Raw genomic sequence first — 18,238 nt, 5'->3', positions numbered from 1 at the left:
GTCGGGCGGCCCGGGTCCTTCTACGTCCCGACCTTGCCCCCGCCCCGTTTCGTGATCGCCACCACCGCCGGGCGCGGCGGCAGGGCGGGGTCGAAGTCGGGCCAGCGGGTCGCCGGATTCTCGAAGGTGGCCGGCTGCGCGGTCGGGTCCTCCTCGTCGGCCTCGCCGGGATGCTGGACGGCGACGAAGAAGGTGGTGTCGTCGGGGGTGAAGTAGGGGCCGCACATCTCGGCTCCCATCGGCACCTGGAAGAAGTGCTTGGCGGTGCCGCGGCCGGGGCCTTGCGTCTCCATCGCCCAGATGCCGTCGGCGCGGCCGGTCTTCGAGGGCGAGTTGCCGTCGGTGGCGACCCAGAGGCGGCCCTCTCCGTCGACCGCGCAATTGTCCGGCATGCCGAACCAGCCGTCCTTCGTGGTCGCCGACGAGAAGGTGGCGCCCACCGCCGCGACCGACGGGTCGCCGCAGCGCACCAGCACCTCCCAGGCGAAGGCCTCGGCCGCGAAGTCGCCGCCCTCGGGCGAGAGCTCGACGATGTGGCCGAAGCGGTTGTCCGGCCGCGGATTCGCGGCGTCGACCTGGTCGGCCTTGCGGCGGGTGTTGTTGGTCAGCATCACGTAGACCTTGCCGGTCTTCGGGTTGGCCTCGACGTCCTCCGGCCGGTCCATCTTGGTGGCGCCGAGGAGGTCGGCGGCCCGGCGGGTCTCGATCAGCAGGTCGGCCTGATCGCGAAAGCCGTTCTCCGGCGTCAGCGGCCCCTGCCCGAACACGATCGGCAGCCAGGCACCGCGCCCATCGGCCTCGAAGCGGGCGACGAAAAGCGTGCCGTGGTCGAGGATGTCGCGGTTGGCGGAGCGGTCGGCCGTGTTCACCGGATCCTTGGTGACGAAGCGGTAGACGTAGTCGAAGCGCTCGTCGTCGCCCTGGAACACGACGTAGCGACCATCCTTCGCCATCGCGCCCGCCGCGCCCTCGTGCTTGAAGCGGCCCATGGCGGTGCGCTTCACCGGCACGCTCGTCGGATCGAACGGATCGATCTCCACCACCCAGCCGAAGCGGTTGGGCTCGTTGGGCTCCTTTCCGAGGTCGAAGCGCTCGTGGAAGCGGGCCCAGCCGTAGAGGTTGCCCGGCAGGCCGAGGCGCTTGTGGTTGCGGGCCTCCGCCGAGCCCTCGGGCAGCCGCCCCTGGAAGTAGTAGTTGACGTTCTCCTCGCAGGTCAGCCAGGTGCCCCAGGGCGTGACGCCGCCGGCGCAGTTGTTGAGCATGCCGAGAACCGTCGTCCCCTCCGGGTCGGCACCGGTGCGCAGGCGGGCCGAGCCGGCGGCGGGGCCGGACAGCCGCATCGGGGTCATGGCGGTGATGCGGCGGGCGTAGCGAGAGTCCGGCACCACCCGCCAGCGCCCGTCCTCGCGCTTCACCTCGATCACCGAGCCGCCATGGGCCGCCATCTCGATCTCGACGAGGTCGCGGTTCATGCCGGCGAAGGCCGCCTTGCCGTCCTGCCGGCCGAGGCCGGGGAACATCAGTTCCTCGTTCGTGTATTCGTGGTTGACGACGAGGAGGCCGTGGCCGGCCGGATCGCTCGCGCCGGGCAGGGGAAAGAAGCCCAGAAAATCGTTGTTGTAGCCGAATTGCTGCGCCTGCGCGGCGGCACTCTGCCGGTGCGGGTCGAAGGCCGGGGCGCCGGGCAGAACGGGATCGCCCCAGCGGATCAGCACCTCGGCGTCGTGGCCCTCGGCGACGTGGTGGCGCTCGTCGGCGCCGGCCGGCAATTCGCGGAACGGGAAGGTCTCCGGTGTCGCCGCTGCGACCGCCCGGGGGACGAGCGTCGCCGAGATCGCCGAGACCGCCAGGCTTCCGGCAAGACTCCCGGCAAGACCTCCGGCCAAACCTCCGCGCAGCACCGCGCGCCGGTCGAAGCGCCGGGCCACGACCTCGCCGAGGGTCGGGTTCGGGCTCGGATTCGAGCCGGCATCCTCGGCCGCCTCGGCCTGCTGCGAACGGTTCAGCGATGGCTGCGTCATCGGGTCCCCTCGGCGCTCCCTGTCATGCAAAACGAGAGCCTACCCGACGGACCATGGCGACCGGATGACGGCGTTCAGCGGTGCGTCCGCGTCCGCGTGCGGGCCGGGAGGGCGCGCACGGACCCGGTGGTCTCGGGTCCGGCGATCCCGGGCGTCGACCAGGGCGCCGGCCGGTCCAGCGGGCGCGCTTCGGCGGGCGAGCGAAGGGTCGCGTCGGGGGCGGTGACGTAGCTGCTCATGAAGGCGCCCCCGGCCGGCTCCCGGTCGCCGCCATTGGCGAGGGCCGCGACGGGCAGGGCGACGAGGGCGGTTGCGACCGCGGCGGTGGCGAAGCGGATCATGACGAGCCTCCTGCCGCAGCGTCCCGGCGTCTCGCATGCCAGCGTCCCACGGGGGCATGGCGGGGCCTGAGCGGCATGGGTCGGATCTAGGCTCGTTCGGTCCGGGACGGCGTGCGCCGCCGCACCCGCAAGGCGCGCCGAAAGGCTTTCGCTTGACGGGGCCTATCGGAGTCGTCGCGGTCGCATCCGCTCCGGCCGTGCCTCACGGCAGCAGGTGCGGGTCCAGCCAGGGCTTCGGGGCCGGGAAGGGCAGGCGGCGGGCGATCCAGTCGATCACCGCGTCGGGCGTGTCGAAGAGGGGAGCCCTGGCGAGGGTCGCGCAGGGGCCGTAGGTCTCGTCCACGCGCCATCGGTGGCGTTGCTCGGGAACCGGAGCGGTGCCGGGCTGCAGGCGCACCAGCCGCGAGACCAGCTCGTCTTCGAGATAGATCAGGCAGGTATCCTGGTCCGTCCCGCCGCAGTTCACCCGGACATGGCGCTGGACCAGCCTGCCCGACGGTCTCGTCCCGGTGCGTCGTCCGAACATCGCGCTCCTCGCGTTCCCGTCTCATGTGCCATCATTGCGATATAAGAAAACGTGAAAAGACTATCGACAATTCATGATGTCGGTTGCAATTCCAGTTGCGCACCCCGTGACTGGCACCGCCTTTCACCGGGAAGCGGCACCTCAACCGATTTTATGGTTAATCAACCGTAAATAGATACGACTCGATTGAGCGTCGCATGTTTCGGCGGGGCGCTCAAGTGGATCGATCGAGCGATCGACTGTCGGGAAGCGAGCGCCTGCTGCCTCGGCCTCGCCCTCGATTGTCGCGCTCGGCGCGACGCGGGGAGGCGCGTCCCGCGAAACCTGCTAGACCCCGTCCGGGCACCGGAAGACCGGGCCGGCGGGAGGAGCGCGGACGCGATGGACGACGAGACGTTTCGGGCCTGGGCGCACCGGGCCGCCGACTGGTCGGTGGATTACCTCGAAGGTGTCGGCGAGCGGCCGGTGCGGGCGCAGGTCGCCCCGGGCGAGATCTTCCGCCAGTTGCCCGAGGCTCCCCCGACCGCGGGCGAGCCGATGGAGGCGATCTTCGCCGATCTCGACCGGGTGGTAATGCCGGGCATGACCCATTGGCAACATCCGCGCTTCTTCGCCTATTTCCCGGCCAATGCCAGCCCGCCCTCCCTGGTGGCGGAGTTCGTCACCGCGGCCCTCGCGGCGCAGTGCATGCTCTGGCAGACCTCGCCGGCGGCGACCGAACTCGAGACCCGGGTGATGGACTGGCTGCGCCAGATGATCGGCCTGCCCCAGGACTTTTCCGGCGTGATCCAGGATTCGGCCTCGGGTGCGACGCTGGCCGCCCTCCTCACCGCCCGGGAGCGGGCGCTCGGCTTTGCCGGCAACGCGCAGGGGCTGGCCGGCGGGCCCACGGTGCGGGTCTACGCCTCGCAGCAGGTCCATTCCTCGGTCGAAAAGGCGGTGCGCATCGCCGGCATCGGCGACGCCAACCTGGTGCGTATCCCCGTCACCGGACCGCTCCACGGCATGGATCCGGACGCCCTCGACGCGGCGATCCGGGCCGACCGCGAGGCGGGGATGGTGCCGGCGGCCATCGTCGCTTGCCTCGGCGGCACCGGCATCGGCGCCTGCGATCCGATCGACGCCGTGGCCGCCGTGGCGCAGCGGCACGGGATCTTCCTCCATGTGGATGCCGCCTGGGCCGGCAGCGCGATGATCTGCCCCGAATTCCGCGACCTGATGCGCGGCGCGGAGCGGGCCGACAGCCTGGTGTTCAACCCGCACAAGTGGCTGTTCACTCATTTCGACTGCTCGGCGCATTTCGTCCGCGACCCGAAGGCGCTGACCGACACGTTGGGCCTGCGCCCCGCCTACCTGCGCACGCTCGGCCGGGACGGCGTCGTCGATTACAACGAGTGGTCGATCCCGCTGGGGCGCCGCTTCCGGGCCCTGAAGCTGTGGTTCGTGATCCGCTCCTACGGCGTCGAGACGCTGCGGGACATGATCCGCGCCCACGTCGCCTGGGCGCGGGAGCTGGCGGAGATCATCGATGCCGATCCCGATTTCGAGCTGACCTCGGCGCCGGTCCTGTCGCTGTTCAGCTTCCGCTACGCCCCTGCCGGTGTGGAGGCCGACGAACTCGACGCGGTGAACGCCCGCCTCGTCGAGCGCATCAACGACGACGGCCGCACCTACCTGACCCAGACCCGCCACGAGAACCGCTTCGTCATCCGCTTCCAGGTCGGCCAGACCACGACGACCCGGGAGGACGTGATGTCGGCGTGGGCGGCGGTGCGGGAACTGGCCGCCGGGTTGCGGGCGGGGTAAGCTGAAGGTCTGGTCACGGCGCGAAAGGCACCCCATTCGTTTCGGAGCGCCCACAGATCTCGGCCCTGACCTGCGCGAAGGCCTCTTCCAGGAACGGGGCGGCGCCCCGGTCGCCGCCGGCCTGGATCCAGGCCTCGATCGCCAGCCGCATCGCGCCGAGGGAGACCATCGCGACGAGGCGCAAGGCCTGGCTGCGGGCGGGGTCCGGCCAGCGCTCGACGAGGGCCTCGTGCAAGGCCCGCTCGTGCAAGCCGTAAGTCGCCTGCTTGCGCGCCTGCAGGGTCTCGTTCGCGCGCAGCACCCGGTCGATGCTGATGAATTCCTGGGTGCGGATGCCCGCCACGAGGTGCAGCATGGCGCCCCGGACGACGTCGACCGGCGCCGCGTCGGGCTGGGCCAGGACTGCCTCGCGCAGCTGCGCGCTGAAACCCCGCATCTGCCAGTCCAGCAGGATCTCTTCCTTCGACCGGAAGTAGGAGAAGAACGTCCGGCGCGAGATGCCGGCGGCCTCCGCGATGGCGTCGAGCGTCGTCGCCTCGTAGCCGCGCTCGCCGAACAGCCGCAGGCCGGTCTCGGCGATCCGCCGCAGCGTCTCCTGGCGCTTGCGCGCGCGCAGGCTCACGGGCTGTCCAGACTCGCTCTCCATGCGGCCTTCTCGCACGACGCTCCCCCCTTGAGAAGCTGCACCCGGTGCAGTAATAAATTTGCACTGAGTGCGATCATGCACTCGGTGAAAGGGAGTCGCGACCATGTCGGGCTGGACGCTGGCCGATCTTCCGTCCCAGGCGGGACGCACCGCGATCGTCACCGGGACCGGGGGCCTCGGCCTTGAGGACGCCCTGGCGCTCGCCGGGGCCGGGGCGGAGGTGATCGTGGCCGGTCGCAATCCTGACAAGGGCGCGGCGGCGCTCGCCCGGATCCGGCAGACGGTACCGGGGGCGCGGGTCGCGTTCGAGCTCCTCGATCTCGCACGCCTCGCCTCGGTCGCCGCCTTCGCCGAGCGGATGGCCGGAGGCCGCGACCGGATCGACCTCCTGATCAACAACGCCGCCGTGATGGCCCCGCCGACGCGGCAGGTCTCCGCCGACGGGCACGAGCTGCAATTCGCCACCAACCATCTCGGCCACTTCGCCCTCACCGCGCGCCTGCTGCCGCTGCTGCGCCGGGCCGATGCCCCGCGGATCGTGTCGCTGTCGAGCGTCGCGGCCCGCAGCGGACGTCTCGCCTTCGACGACCTCCAGGCCGAGCGCGCCTACCGGCCGATGGCGGTCTACAGCCAGTCGAAGCTCGCCTGCCTGATGTTCGCCCTCGAACTCCAGCGCCGCAGCGATGCGGCCGGCTGGGGCCTCGTCAGCGTCGCCGCCCATCCGGGCATCGCCCGCACCGACCTGCTGCCGAACGGCGCCGGGCCCCGCAGCGCGGCCGGCCTGGCGCGGAGCCTCCTGTGGTTCCTGTTCCAGCCCGTCGCGCAGGGTGCGCTGCCGACCCTCTACGCCGCGACCGCACCCGCGGCGAAAGCGGGCGGGTATTACGGCCCGGTGCGCCTCGGCGAGACCCGGGGTGCGCCCGGCCCGGCGCGGATCCCCGTCCAGGCGCTGGACGAGGCGGCCGCCGCGCGGCTGTGGGAGACGTCCGAACGCCTGGCCGGCATGCGCTTCCCGGAGGCCCGATGACCCCGATCCTCGTCCGCCTCGGCACCGCCGCTCTGATCGGCGCGGCGTCCTTCGCGAATCTTCCGGCCTGTGCCGCGAAGGGGGTGGGGCACGAGGGACGGCCCGCCGAACTCCCTCGGGGAGCTGCTTCGTCCCCCCTCGTTCGGGGGCGCGACGTCGTGCGGTCCCCTCCGGGCATGGCGGGAGGAAGCTCGCTCGCCGCAGCTCACCCCCGCCCCGGCCGCTCCGGCGGGGAGCGCAAAGCCGCCTCCACCTCCTCGCGGGACTTGCCCCGCACCGCGTAACCCATCGCCTCGAACCGCTCGATCAAGGGGGGGCTGTCCTCCGCCGCACAGGCGGCCCAGGCGGCCAGCCGCTCGTTCATCGTGTGGAGTTCGGCGGAGGGATCGCGGTGGGGAGGAGGCGTGTCGGTCATCGGGGCGGCCATCCTTGACGACGGAGTCTTGCCGGCGGGAGTCTTGCCGGCGGGAAGACGCAGGGTCAACGCGCCGGCAGCCGTCATGGTTGTGTCTTAAACCGCGCCGCCCTCACTCCATCGTGGGCGCGAGCTTCTTCACTCCCGGCACGTCCTCGCCGAGCCAGGCGGCGTTCTTGGCGGTGCCGTCGAAGGTGGCGCTCGTCTTGAACAGCTCGTACTTGCCCTCCAGCGCGTAGGGGCGGCTGCGGGCGAGCAATTCCGCCACCGTCGCCTTGTCCATCGGCTTGAAGGTCTTCACCGCCTCGAAGGCCTGGTCGAGGTCGCGCTGGTTCTGGATGCCGGTGATGACCACCGAGGTCTGGAGGTTCAGCGAGAAGTGCAGGTACTCGATCGGCTTGATCGGTGCGTCGCTCTTCAGGATCACCCCGTCGCCAAACGTCTTCATGGCGAGCGCCGCGATGCCGTTCTGGACGAGGTAGGGCAGCACGAGGTGGCCGAAGCTGCGGAAATGCGCATCCATCACGTTGAGCGGCATCTGCACGGAGTCGAAGTGGAAGCCGCGCTCGGCCGCCACTTCGAGCATCTGCAGATGGATGCGCGGGTCCTTGTGGCCGGTGAAGCCGATATAGCGCAGCTTGCCGGCCTTCTTGGCCTCCTGGAACGCCTCCATGGCGCCGCCCTCGGCGAAGACCCGGTCGGGATCGTCGTAGCGCAGGATCTCGTGGTGCTGGACGAGGTCGATCCGGTCGGTGCGCAGGCGGCGCAGCGACTGGTCGATCTGCTTCATCGCCTCTTGCTTGGTCCGCCCGTCCATCTTGGACATCAGGAAGACCTTGTTGCGATAGCCGTCCTGCTCGAGGGCGATGCCCATCCGCTCCTCGGAGCGGCCCTCGTTGTAGTCCCAGCAATTGTCCATGAAGGTGATGCCGCGGTCGACGCCTTCGTGGATCAGCCGCGTCGCCTCGGCATCGGTCACCGCGGATTTGCCGAGGTGGAAGCCGCCCATGCCGATCGCCGAGATCGTCTCGCCCGTGCGCCCGAAGGGCCGGTAGAGCATCTCGCCCCGGCGCTCGCCGGGATCGGTGACGAGCGGCAGGTCGGCGGGGTCGTTGGGCCGCGTGTTGGGCAGCGGGGCGGGCGGGGCGTTCACGGCCGCCCCCGCGGAGCCGGAGACCGCGAGACCGGCCCCGAGGGCCGCACCTTGCAGGAAGCTGCGACGTTCCATGGCGATTCTCCGTGAGTCATCGGGAGGCCTCCGCGAGCCGGTTTGCCGCGTGGAGCAGGCGCAGGGCCGCGCAGGCGGCGCCGTAGCCGTTGTCGATGTTGACGACCGCGATGCCGGGGGCGCAGCTCGCCAGCACCGCGTCGAGGGCGGCGCGTCCGCCCTCCGCGACGCCGTAGCCGACCGAGGTCGGTACCGCGATCACCGCACCGGCGACGAGGCCGCCGAGCACGCTGGGGAGCGCCGCATCCATGCCGGCCGCGCAGATGACGATCGGATGGGCCCGGATCTCCTCGATCCGCCGGGTCAGCCGCCACAGGCCGGCCACGCCGACATCGGCGATGAGCGTGGTGGCATGACCTTGGTAGGCCAGCGTCCGCTCGGCCTCGCGGGCCACCGGCACGTCCGAGGTGCCGGCCGCCACGATGGCGATGCGGGAGGGACCGGCGACCGGCCGGGCCGCGCCGAAGAACGCCGTGCGCGAGACCGGGCAGTAATCGAGCCGGTCGCGATAGCTGAGCGCCGCGTACCGCTCAGGGTCGAGGCGGGTGACGAGGAAGCGGGCGCCCCGCTCGTCGGCGGCGGCCAGGATCGCGTCGATCTGCGCCGCCGACTTGCCGGCGGCGAAGACCGCCTCTTCGAGGCCGATGCGTTCGGTGCGGGCGAAGTCGAGGGTGAATTCGTCCTGGAGGCTCACCGGGCCGGCCCTCCCGTCAGGAAGGCGCTGCCGGTGCGGTAGGGCGCGAAGGAGACCGGCGCCGCGGCGAGCCGGGCCGGCGCACGCGCGGCGATGCGGCGGCCGAGATCGGCCCGCATCGCGTCCGGCAGGCCGGCGAGGCTCCGGGGATCGAGCTCGACCACGATGCCGGCGGCGCGCACCCGGCAGCGCACGGCGCTCCTGGGTCCGGTCTCGGCACCCGTCGCCGTCAGATCCTCGCCCACCAGCCGCTCGACGGCATGGATGAAGGCCAGGGTCTCGGGCTCGATGCGGATGCCGGTCTCGACCCGGCTCGACAGGCAGGGGGCCGAGGGCAGGTCCGCCACGGCACCGAGGCCGAGGTCGCGGGCGAGCGCCCGCACCATCGCCTTGCTGAACTCCGCCTCGACGAAGGGATGGCGCACCCCGTGCTCGCGGGCGGCGTCGAGGCCGGGGCGGTACTCGCCGAGATCGTCGAGATTGGCGCCGGACACGATCTGGCGCCCGGTCACCTGCCGGATCGCCCCGTAGAGGTTGGTCTTGCAGAAGAAGCAGCGGTTGACCGGGTTCTCGCGGTAGGCCGGGTCGGCGAATTCCCCAGCCTCGATCACCCGGAGCCGCCAGCCCTCGCGGGCCGCCTCCGCCCGCACCCGCTCGGTCGCCTCGCCCGGCACGGCGGGGGAGACGGCATGCACCATCAGGGGCGGCTCTCGCATCGTGCGATGCGCGATCGTCGCCAGCGTCAGGCTGTCGACCCCGCCGCTCACCGCGACGGCGATCGGCCCGATCCCGCCAAGGACGGTGTCGAGGGGGGCGCTCATCGCTCGTCCTCCGGCCGTTGCAGGGCCAGGCGCTCGGCCTCGCGGCGCAGGGCCTGGCGGGCGGCGTGGCCCGCGGTTGCCAGCGCGTCGTCGGATTCCGCCTTGGCGGTGCGCCCACCCGGCCGCGCGACGCTCTTCACCCGGACCGCCTGGCCCGCGACCTCGACGGTGTCGAGGCGCCGCTCGAGCGCGGCCCCCGAGACTTTGTGGTGGCGCAGCCCGATCGTGGTGGTCTCGCGAAAGCAGGCCTCGATCGCCTCCTCGATCGCGTCGGCCCGGGTGAGCGCCCGGACATGGGTCATCATCCGGCCCTTCTTGCCGAAGACCGGCATCTGCACGACGTCGAAGATCTTGGGGTGCGCCCGCAGCCGGTCGAGCCCCATGGCGAGGTCTTCCGCCGACTGGTCGTCGACCTCGAACTCGATGATGCCCAGTTCCCTGTGGCCGGGCGAACCGGTCTCGCCCTGCTCCTCGAAAGCCAGCACCCGCAGCACGTTGCTCAGGCCGGGAAGAGTCTTGGTGCCGAAGCCGAGGCCGCTGCGCAGGAGCCGGCGCGGCCCGCTCTTCCGAGGCGCGCCGCCGCAGAGATGGCGTAGGATCGCCGCCCCCGTCGGGGTCACGCGCTCGCCCGGCACGCCGTCGTCGAGGGTGAGGAAGCCTTCGAGCAGGAGCGCGGTGGCGGGCGCCGGGACCGGCAGGGGACCGTGCTGGGTCCGCACCCGGCCGGACCCGAGCGGCAGCGCCGAGACCGACCAGCGGGTGGCGCCGATCGCGTCGATCAGGTGGGCCGCCGCCACGATGTCGGCGATCGAATCCCAGGCCCCGACCTCGTGGAACGCCACCGCCTCGACCGGGATGCCGTGCACCCGCGCCTCTGCCTCGGCCAGATGCCCGAAGATCGCGAGAGCGTGGGCGAGCACGGCGGGAGGCAGCCCGCTCGCCTCCAGGTCGCTGCGGATCGCGGACCAGTGCCGGTGCGCGTGGTGGCCGCCGTGATGGTGGTGACCGTGATGGTCGTGGTGATGAGGGTGATCGTGGTGTTGGTGATCGTGGCGGTGATGGCCGTGGTCGTCCGCCGGGCGGTCGGGCGCCTCGCCCTCCGGGCCGGTGACCGCGAAACGCCGGCCCTGGAGCACGCCGTCGCCATGGGCGAGGAGCGCGCACGTCGTGCGGCCGCGGCTTGCCCGCGCCACGCTCTCGCGCACCCCCGCCTCGTGCTCCGGAAAGGCGTCGAGGAGCGCCGCCGCCACCATGTCGCCGGCGACCCCGCCGACGGCGTCGAGATGAATCTGCATCGCGTCCTTCGTCCCGGCCTCGGACCTGACGCCGGTCGTTGGGCAGATCGGCCCGCGGGGCCTCACGGCAAGCGCCCCGGACAGACGGTCGCAGCGGGGACGGCCCGGACTTTCACGCCCCGCCCCGGTGGATCCTCCCCACGCCCCGGGGCATAAGCCCCACCAACGACACGACGCCGACCGCCCGGGCGGTCGCGCATCACAGGAGAGGACACGGACCCCATGCGGATCACCGGAGAGAACCTGATCGGCGCCACCGCCCGCCGCGGCGAGGGCGAGACCTTCCGGGCGGTCGAGGCCGCCACCGGAAACAGCCTGGAGCCGGCCTTCGCGGCGGCGACGCCGGCCGACGTGGACCGGGCCTGCGCGCTCGCCGCCGCGGCCTTCGACACCTACCGCGAGACCTCGCTCGAGGACCGGGCCCGCTTCCTCGAAGCGGTGGCCGAGGCGATCCTCGCCCGTGGCGACGAGCTGATCGTGCGCTGCATGGCCGAGAGCGGCCTGCCCCGCGCCCGGCTCGAGGGCGAGCGCGGCCGCACCGTCGGCCAGCTCAAGATGTTCGCCGCCGTGGTGCGCGACGGCGGCTTCCTGGAGGCCCGGGTCGATCCCGCGCAACCCGAGCGCAAGCCGCTGCCGCGCCCGGACCTGCGCCTGCGCCAGATCGCCGTCGGCCCGGTCGCGGTGTTCGGCGCCTCGAACTTCCCCCTCGCCTTCTCGGTCGCGGGCGGCGACACGGCGTCCGCGCTCGCCGCCGGCTGCCCGGTGGTGGCGAAGGCCCATCCGGCCCATCCGGGCACCTCGGAGCTGGTCGGCCGTGCGGTGCAGGCGGCGGTCAAGCAATGCGGGCTGCCCGAGGGCGTGTTCTCGCTGCTCCTCGATGCCGGCATCAGCGTCGGCCAGGCGCTGGTCGCCGATCCGCGCATCGCGGCGGTCGGCTTCACCGGCTCGCGCCGCGGCGGCGTCGCGCTGATGCAGGCCGCCGCCGCCCGCCCCGTCCCGATCCCGGTCTATGCCGAGATGAGCAGCATCAACCCGGTCGTCCTGCTGCCGGCGGCGCTCGAGGCGCGGGGCCGCGACATCGGCCGGGCCTTCGCGGGGTCGCTCACCCTCGGCTCGGGCCAGTTCTGCACCAATCCGGGCCTGATCCTGGCGGTCGAGGGCGCGGGCCTCGACGGCTTCGTCGAGGCGGCCTCCGCCGCGCTGACGGAGATCCAGGCCGCCACGATGCTGACGCCCGGCATCCACAAGGCCTATTGCGCCGGCGTCGCGGCGCTCGAGGCCAACCCGGCGGTGACCACCCTCGCCCGGGGGCTCGCCGGCGGTACCCACCAGGGCCAGGCGGCGCTCTTCTCCACGACCGCGGACGCTTTCCTCGCCGACCACACCCTCGCCGAGGAAGTGTTCGGCGCCGCCTCGCTCATCGTGCGCTGCCCCGATCTCGCGACGATCCGCGCCGTGCTGGAACGGCTGGAAGGCCAGCTGACCGCGGCCCTCCACCTCGACGAGGCCGACCACGAGGCGGCGCGGGCGCTCCTGCCGGTGCTGGAGCGCCGGGTCGGCCGCATCCTGGTCAACGGCTTCGGCACCGGCGTCGAGGTCGGCCACGCCATGGTGCATGGCGGGCCCTACCCGGCGACCTCGGATGGCCGCACCACCTCGGTCGGGAGCCTCGCCATCCACCGGTTCCTGCGCCCGGTGAGCTACCAGGACCTGCCGCAGGCCCTGCTGCCGGACGCCCTGAAGGACGCCAACCCGCTCAAGCTGTGGCGGCGCGAGGATGGAAAGACCGTGGCGCCGGGGGCCTGATCCCGCCCCGTCCCGGGAGGCCACGCCGCTTCCCGGGACGGGGGAACCCGCCCCCGGTATCCCCGTTGATCGCCGCACCAGCACAGGAGCGCGCGATGATCGACACCAGCCGCATCACGGAGCACATGCCCGTCGTCGGTTCCGATGGCGGCCATGTCGGCACGATCGATCACGTCGACGGACAGCGGATCAAGCTGACCAAGACCGACCCGGAGGCCGGTGGCCACCATCACTTCATCCACGTCGATTCCATCGCCAGCGTCGAGGGCGGGCAGGTACGCCTCAACCGCACCAAAGCCGAGGCCAAGGACGAGTGGGCGACGGCCTGAGAGGGCGGTGGTCGGGGCCGGAACGCCCCTCCCGGACGAAAAAAGGCCGCCTTGCTCAGGCGGCCCGGAGTCTAGGGAGGAAACGCCCGGGAGGGCGAGGGCCGCGCGGTGGCATCGCCATCGCGTTGCACGAGAAAAACCCTGCTCGCCGACGCACGGTTCCCGGACCGGCACTGCTACCAAGGTACGCGCCTGCGGGCCTTCTTTCCGCCGCGATCCGCGCGGCGGATCGTTTACGGGACGATGCAGGTCCGGGTGGTCACGACCTTCCGCATCCCCCACTCCGTCAGGCCGAACCGCTGTCGGGTCGAGCAGCCGTAGCCGGGACGGGGCGCGTCGACCGGGTAGCCTCCGGCAACGACGACGCGGCGCGGCCCGTCCGCGACGATGATCGGGCGCCGATCCAAGATCGGGCGCCGATCCAAGATCGGGCGCCGGTCGACATAGATCCGCGGGCCGCCCCGCACGAAGACGGGGCGCCGGTCGACGTAGATCCGCGGGCCACTCGAATGTCGGTGCCACCCGCCCCAGCCCCGATGCCCGCCCCAGCCCTCGTGCCCATGATGGCGATGGCCGTGATGGTGGTCGTGGTGGTGAGGCCCGTGGTGATGGTGGTGCCCGTGCGCGGAAGCCGGCGCGACCGCGAGGGCGCCGAGCACGAGGGCCGCCGCCGCGAGACCGAGTGTCTTGCTCATCCTGAGAGGACCTTCGCTGCGTCTACCTGGAATGATCGCCCCGCCCCGATCGTGGCCGTGTTCGCCTGAACGGCCCCGCTCCAGCCCGTTCATCGGCCGTGCAGACGAGCGGGCCCGGTCGGCCCGTCCCAGGTTTGTTATATCTTGCCCGGCCCCATGGTACGGATCGTGCTCCCATCCCGCGCCGCACCTCTCCCTCCGGTACGGCGCGCCCAGGCGAGGACGGCGAGGACCATGCCCGAGATCGACACCCAGGCCTTCCTCGCGGACCTCCACGCGTTGCGGGCGATCGGCCGCTTCCGCACCGGCGTGCATCGTCCGACCTACTCGCCCGAGGACATGGAATCCCGGCGCTGGCTGATGCGGCGGCTGGAGGAATGCGGGCTTGCCCCCACCATCGACGGGGTCGGCACCGTGCTGGGGCGCCATCCCGGCGCGGGGCCGCACCTTCTCGTCGGCAGCCACATCGAGAGCCAGAACGAGGCCGGCTGGCTCGACGGGGCGCTCGGCGTCGTGGCGGGGATCGCGCTGGCCCGGGCCGGCCTGCCGGTCGATGTCTGCGCCTTCGCCGACGAGGAGGGGCATTTCGATGTCGGCTTCCTCGGCAGTCGCTCCGCCATCGGCGAGGTGACGGAGGCCGCGATCGACGGCAGCCGCAACCGCACCGACGGCACGCCCCTGCGCGAGGCCCTGCAGGCTGCCGGTCTCGCCGGCCTGAAGCGGATGCAGCTGGAGGCGGGGCGCTACCGCGGCTTCCTCGAGATGCATATCGAGCAGGGCACGCAGCTCGAGGCGGCGGGCCAGCGCCTCGGCATCGTCACCGGCATCGTGGCGATCTGGCAGTTCCGGATCGTGATCGAGGGCCAGCAGGACCATGCCGGCGGCACCACGATGGCGGAGCGCCGCGACGCGGGCCTGACCGCCGTGCGCCTGCTCGCCGCCATCGACGAGGCCTTTCCGCGGATCTGCGGCGAGCGCAGCACCTGGACCACCGGCCGGATCACCCTCGATCCCGGCGCGCCGAGCATCATCCCGGGCCGGGCCGAGATCCTGTTTCAGTTCCGCGACGTGTCGGTGCCGGTGCTGGAGCGGATGGAGGCGACCCTGCGGGCGCTGATCCGCGAGAGCAACCGCCGCGAGCGCTGCACCGCGACCCTGGAGGAGATCTCCCGCAACAGCCCGGCCCTGTGCGATCCCGGCCTGATGGGCGCGCTGTCGCACGCCGCCGAGGCCCTGTGCCCCGGGGGCTGGCAGGCGATGCCCTCGGGCGCCGGCCACGACGCGCAGAACGTCGCCAAGGTGATGCCCGCCGCGATGCTGTTCGTGCCCTCGATCGGCGGCATCAGCCACCACTGGACCGAGGACACCCGGGAGGAGGATCTGGCGCTCGGCGTGCGCGTGCTGGGGGCGGCCGCGGCGCGGATCCTGGCCTAAGCAGATTTCGCCGACGTGGACACCGGTTCGGCGGCGAAAATCTGCGACGAAACAAGAACCTGAGCGGGCGAAGCGTTGGCCTTCCAGCGCAAGTCTGCTTGGGGCGGCGCCCGATCGCGGTGCGATCGGACGCTGCTCACGATCTTTGATTTTGCATAACTTTCCATCGACGAACCGGTCTCCACCCCGTCGGACAACGCTCCAGCGCGCGCAGCCCCGGCGGGCCGCTTCGCCCGCCGGACCGCGGATGCGTCATGGCCCGCTGATTGTATTTGTAGTTATTATAATGAAGATCATTTTCTCCACAAATCTACAATCGTTCTGATTTATTCTGATTGTTGACAATACGTATCTCGTGCCGTAGGGCGGCCCGATCGTATCGGCCGGCATAAATCTGTGGTTGTGATTGTGAAGACTATCAAGCGTGGTGCCGCCGTCGCGGCGCTCGTCTCGACGACCTGCGTGGGGGCCTGGGGCGGCCTGGGGCCTCGGGCCGCGGCGGCGCAGGCCGCGGCCGATACGTCCCCGGAGATCCAGCTCGACGAGATCTCGGTCGCGGGCGGGGGCGGCTCCGCGCCCCTGAGGGCCGAGGGCTATCTCGCCCGCACCAGCGTGAGCGCGACCCGCACGGACACGCCCCTGCGCGAGACGCCCCAGGCCGTGGTGCCGGTCCCCCGGCAGGTGCTGGAGGACGCGGCGGCGACGCGGGTCGACACCGCCCTCGACCTCGCCGGTGTCGGGCGCTCCAACAACTTCGCCGGCCTCGGGCTGACCGAGTTCACCATCCGGGGCTTCGCCACCGGCGAGTATTACCGCAACGGCTTCCCGATCAACCGCGGCTACCCGAACTCGCCCGACATCGTGTCGATCGAGCGGATCGAGGTGCTGAAAGGACCCTCGGCCTTCCTGTACGGACGCGGCGACCCGGGCGGCACCTTCAACATCGTGACGAAGCAGCCGACCGCCGAGCGCTCCTTCGCGATCGGGACGCAATATGGCAGCTACAACGCCAAGCGCAGCACCTTCGACGCCACCGGCGCCCTCGACGAGGGCGGCACCGTGCTCGCCCGCCTCACCGGCGCGGTCGAGGACAACGGCAGCTTCCGCGATTTCGTCCACAGCGACCGCTACTACCTCGCCCCCGTCATCGCCTGGAAGCCGAGCGCCGACACCACGGTGACCTTCGAGGGCGAGTTCATCAGTGCCGGCCAGATCTTCGACCGCGGCATCGTCCCGTTCCGCAACGACCTGCGGGCGGTGCCGCGCAACCGCTACATCGGCGAGCCGGGCCTGGCCCCGTTCCGCAACGACAACGCCCTGGGCCAGCTGCGCGTCGAGCACAGGTTCGACGCGGACTGGGTGCTGAACGCGGGCGCCCAGGTGATGGCCGGCAACATTGCCGGCGATGCGGTCCAGACCGTCGGCTTCCTCGGCAACGGCAACCTGCTCCGGCGCACCCTCGACCGGCGCGAGCTGACCTGGTCGGACCTCGATCTCCAGATCAACCTCGCGGGCAAGTTCGAGACCGGCTTCCTGCGCCATGCCCTGCTGGTCGGACTCGAGCGCGACAGCCTGCGCTACCGCGAGGACATCACCCGCTCGAACTTCAACACCAACCCCTTCGTCCTCGACCTGTTCGCGCCGCGCTACGGCCAGGCCCTGCCGGCCCTGACCGTGCGGAGCAGCAACCTGTTGCAGACCACGACGAGCTACGCCGGCTACGTCCAGGACCAGATCGACCTCACGCCGAAGCTCCATGCCCTTCTCGGCGTGCGCGTCGAGGACATCGCCCTCGACACGACCAACTACATCAACGGGGCGACGACGAAGCTCCAGGGCACGGCGGCGACGCCGCGCTTCGGCCTCGTCTACGACGTGACCGAGATCGCCTCGATCTACGGCAGCTACGCCCAGTCGTTCCGGCCCAATACCGGTGCCGACCGCTCCGGCCGGCCGTTCCCGTTCCAGCAGGCCGAGAGCTACGAGACCGGCGTCAAGCTGAGCCTGCTCGACGGGCGGCTGGACGCGACCGCGGCCTTCTTCGACATCCGCCGCACCAACCAGCTCGTCACCGATCCGGTCGACCAGAACTTCAGCGTCGCGACCGGAGCGGCGCGCAGCCGCGGCTTCGACATCTCCGTCGCGGGTTTCCTCGCCCCGGGCTGGCGGGTCATCGGCACCTACGCCTTCGTCGATGCGGCGATCACCCGCGATTCGACGCTTCCCGTCGGCACCCGGCTCGCCAACATCCCGCAAAACAGCGTCGCGCTCCAGAGCGTCTACGAGTTCCAGAGCGGGCCCCTGCGCGGCCTCGGCCTCGGCGGCGGCGTCACCCACGTCGATTCCCGCGTCGCCGGCACGGCGCTCTCGACCTTCACGATGCCGGCCTACACCCTCGCCAACCTGATCTCCTACTACCAGATCAGCCCGGGCGTGCGGGTCTACCTGAACGTCGACAACCTGTTCGACGAGCGCTACTTCGACCGCTCGTTCCAGAACCGCTACGCGACGCCGGGCCAGCCGCGCACGATCATGGGCGGGGTCGCCGCCCGGTTCTGAAGGCTGACGGCGGGGCGGGCTCCGCCACGAGGCAGCCATGAGCAGGGTGACCATGACCAGGGTCCACGACTTCGCGCCCGCCGCCCCGGACGGGACGCCCCATCCGCTGGCGCAGTATCGGGGCAGGGTGCTGCTCGTGGTCAACACCGCCTCGGCCTGCGGCTTCACCCCGCATTATGCCGGGCTGGAGGCGCTGTGGCGCCGCCACCGCGAGGCGGGCCTCGTGGTGCTGGGCTTTCCCTGCAACCAGTTCGGCGCCCAGGAGCCGGGCGACGCCGCCGAGATCGCCCGGTTCTGCACGCTGACCTACGACGTCACCTTCCCGCTCCTCGCCAAGGTCGAGGTGAACGGGGCGAGGGCCGAGCCGCTGTTCACCCATCTCAAGGAGGCCAAGCCCGGGCTCCTCGGCACCCGGGCGATCAAGTGGAACTTCACCAAGTTCCTGGTCGGCCGAGACGGCCGGGTGGTCGCACGGTTCGCGCCCCGGGTGACGCCGGCGGCGCTGGAAGGTGCGGTGGAGAAGGCGTTGGCGGAACGGGTGTGAGCGAAGCCGAAATCCGCATCGCGAGACGATCAGCCGGATTTCGTGTCAGGC

Annotated in this window: 17 protein-coding genes; 7 read left to right on the top strand and 10 right to left on the bottom strand. The window is 71.5% G+C overall.

Annotated elements, in window-relative coordinates; all coding sequences use genetic code 11:
* Positions 1-20 precede the first annotated feature (20 nt).
* From miv_RS18330 to miv_RS18320, 3 genes are all read right to left on the bottom strand, one after another.
* A complete protein-coding gene (locus miv_RS18330; protein WP_207178100.1) occupies positions 21-2,021 on the bottom strand; it encodes a PhoX family protein in 2,001 nt (666 codons plus the stop codon).
* Between the two features lie 74 nt (positions 2,022-2,095).
* Positions 2,096-2,362 carry a hypothetical protein gene (locus tag miv_RS18325; protein ID WP_058619665.1) on the bottom strand — a complete coding sequence of 89 codons (267 nt, stop codon included), beginning with the start codon at positions 2,360-2,362 and terminating at the stop codon, positions 2,096-2,098.
* 202 nt (positions 2,363-2,564) lie between these two features.
* On the bottom strand, positions 2,565-2,888 hold the full coding sequence (locus miv_RS18320; RefSeq protein WP_131800233.1) for a hypothetical protein: 324 nt from the start codon (positions 2,886-2,888) through the stop codon (positions 2,565-2,567).
* Positions 2,889-3,269: 381 nt separating this feature from the next.
* On the opposite strand from miv_RS18320, the gene miv_RS18315 reads away from it, so the two are divergent.
* Positions 3,270-4,694: a pyridoxal phosphate-dependent decarboxylase family protein gene (locus miv_RS18315; protein ID WP_207178098.1), complete on the top strand. Its 1,425-nt coding sequence runs from the start codon at positions 3,270-3,272 to the stop codon at positions 4,692-4,694.
* Positions 4,695-4,707: 13 nt separating this feature from the next.
* On the opposite strand, the gene miv_RS18310 is transcribed toward miv_RS18315, so the two are convergent.
* The gene (locus tag miv_RS18310; protein ID WP_244276627.1) at positions 4,708-5,316 is read right to left on the bottom strand and encodes a TetR/AcrR family transcriptional regulator; all 609 of its coding nucleotides are present in this window, start codon (positions 5,314-5,316) and stop codon (positions 4,708-4,710) included.
* 127 nt (positions 5,317-5,443) lie between these two features.
* On the opposite strand from miv_RS18310, the gene miv_RS18305 reads away from it, so the two are divergent.
* Positions 5,444-6,367 carry an SDR family oxidoreductase gene (locus miv_RS18305; protein WP_048461692.1) on the top strand — a complete coding sequence of 308 codons (924 nt, stop codon included), beginning with the start codon at positions 5,444-5,446 and terminating at the stop codon, positions 6,365-6,367.
* Between the two features lie 205 nt (positions 6,368-6,572).
* On the opposite strand, the gene miv_RS18300 is transcribed toward miv_RS18305, so the two are convergent.
* The 5 genes from miv_RS18300 to larC all read right to left on the bottom strand — a co-directional run bounded on the left by miv_RS18300 (position 6,573) and on the right by larC (position 10,820).
* Complete coding sequence (locus miv_RS18300; RefSeq protein ID WP_058620422.1) at positions 6,573-6,782, bottom strand: hypothetical protein; 210 nt, start codon at positions 6,780-6,782, stop codon at positions 6,573-6,575.
* A 112-nt stretch (positions 6,783-6,894) separates the two neighbouring features.
* Positions 6,895-8,010 (bottom strand): aldo/keto reductase, encoded by a 1,116-nt coding sequence (locus miv_RS18295; RefSeq protein ID WP_207178096.1) that lies wholly within the window; start codon positions 8,008-8,010, stop codon positions 6,895-6,897.
* A 16-nt stretch (positions 8,011-8,026) separates the two neighbouring features.
* The gene (gene larB, locus miv_RS18290; RefSeq protein ID WP_048431080.1) at positions 8,027-8,704 is read right to left on the bottom strand and encodes a nickel pincer cofactor biosynthesis protein LarB; all 678 of its coding nucleotides are present in this window, start codon (positions 8,702-8,704) and stop codon (positions 8,027-8,029) included.
* Entirely contained in the window at positions 8,701-9,525 is an 825-nt protein-coding gene (gene larE / locus miv_RS18285; RefSeq protein ID WP_207178094.1) for an ATP-dependent sacrificial sulfur transferase LarE, read from the bottom strand. The genes larB and larE overlap by 4 nt, the downstream gene beginning before the upstream one ends.
* Entirely contained in the window at positions 9,522-10,820 is a 1,299-nt protein-coding gene (gene larC, locus miv_RS18280; RefSeq protein ID WP_207178092.1) for a nickel pincer cofactor biosynthesis protein LarC, read from the bottom strand. Before larC ends, larE begins: the two co-directional genes overlap by 4 nt.
* Positions 10,821-11,042: 222 nt before the next feature.
* On the opposite strand from larC, the gene miv_RS18275 reads away from it, so the two are divergent.
* A complete protein-coding gene (locus miv_RS18275) occupies positions 11,043-12,626 on the top strand; it encodes an aldehyde dehydrogenase (NADP(+)) (protein WP_207178090.1) in 1,584 nt (527 codons plus the stop codon).
* A 95-nt stretch (positions 12,627-12,721) separates the two neighbouring features.
* Complete coding sequence (locus miv_RS18270; RefSeq protein WP_048431084.1) at positions 12,722-12,955, top strand: DUF2171 domain-containing protein; 234 nt, start codon at positions 12,722-12,724, stop codon at positions 12,953-12,955.
* Positions 12,956-13,188: 233 nt separating this feature from the next.
* Here the strand turns inward: miv_RS18270 and miv_RS18265 are convergent, their stop codons facing one another.
* Positions 13,189-13,650, bottom strand: coding sequence for a hypothetical protein (locus miv_RS18265; RefSeq protein WP_207178088.1), 462 nt, complete (start codon positions 13,648-13,650; stop codon positions 13,189-13,191).
* A 234-nt stretch (positions 13,651-13,884) separates the two neighbouring features.
* Between miv_RS18265 and miv_RS18260 the strand changes: the two genes are divergently transcribed.
* The 3 genes from miv_RS18260 to miv_RS18250 all read left to right on the top strand — a co-directional run bounded on the left by miv_RS18260 (position 13,885) and on the right by miv_RS18250 (position 18,187).
* The gene (locus miv_RS18260; RefSeq protein ID WP_207178086.1) at positions 13,885-15,084 is read left to right on the top strand and encodes a Zn-dependent hydrolase; all 1,200 of its coding nucleotides are present in this window, start codon (positions 13,885-13,887) and stop codon (positions 15,082-15,084) included.
* Between the two features lie 417 nt (positions 15,085-15,501).
* Complete coding sequence (locus tag miv_RS18255; RefSeq protein ID WP_425312988.1) at positions 15,502-17,643, top strand: TonB-dependent siderophore receptor; 2,142 nt, start codon at positions 15,502-15,504, stop codon at positions 17,641-17,643.
* A 52-nt stretch (positions 17,644-17,695) separates the two neighbouring features.
* The gene (locus tag miv_RS18250) at positions 17,696-18,187 is read left to right on the top strand and encodes a glutathione peroxidase (protein ID WP_207183542.1); all 492 of its coding nucleotides are present in this window, start codon (positions 17,696-17,698) and stop codon (positions 18,185-18,187) included.
* Positions 18,188-18,238: the final 51 nt, after the last annotated feature.

The sequence above is a fragment of the Methylobacterium indicum genome, assembly GCF_017347565.1.
Classification (GTDB): Bacteria; Pseudomonadota; Alphaproteobacteria; order Rhizobiales; family Beijerinckiaceae; genus Methylobacterium; species Methylobacterium indicum.
Note: the sequence above shows the minus strand (reverse complement) of the source record. Positions and strands in the feature narration are given on the sequence as shown.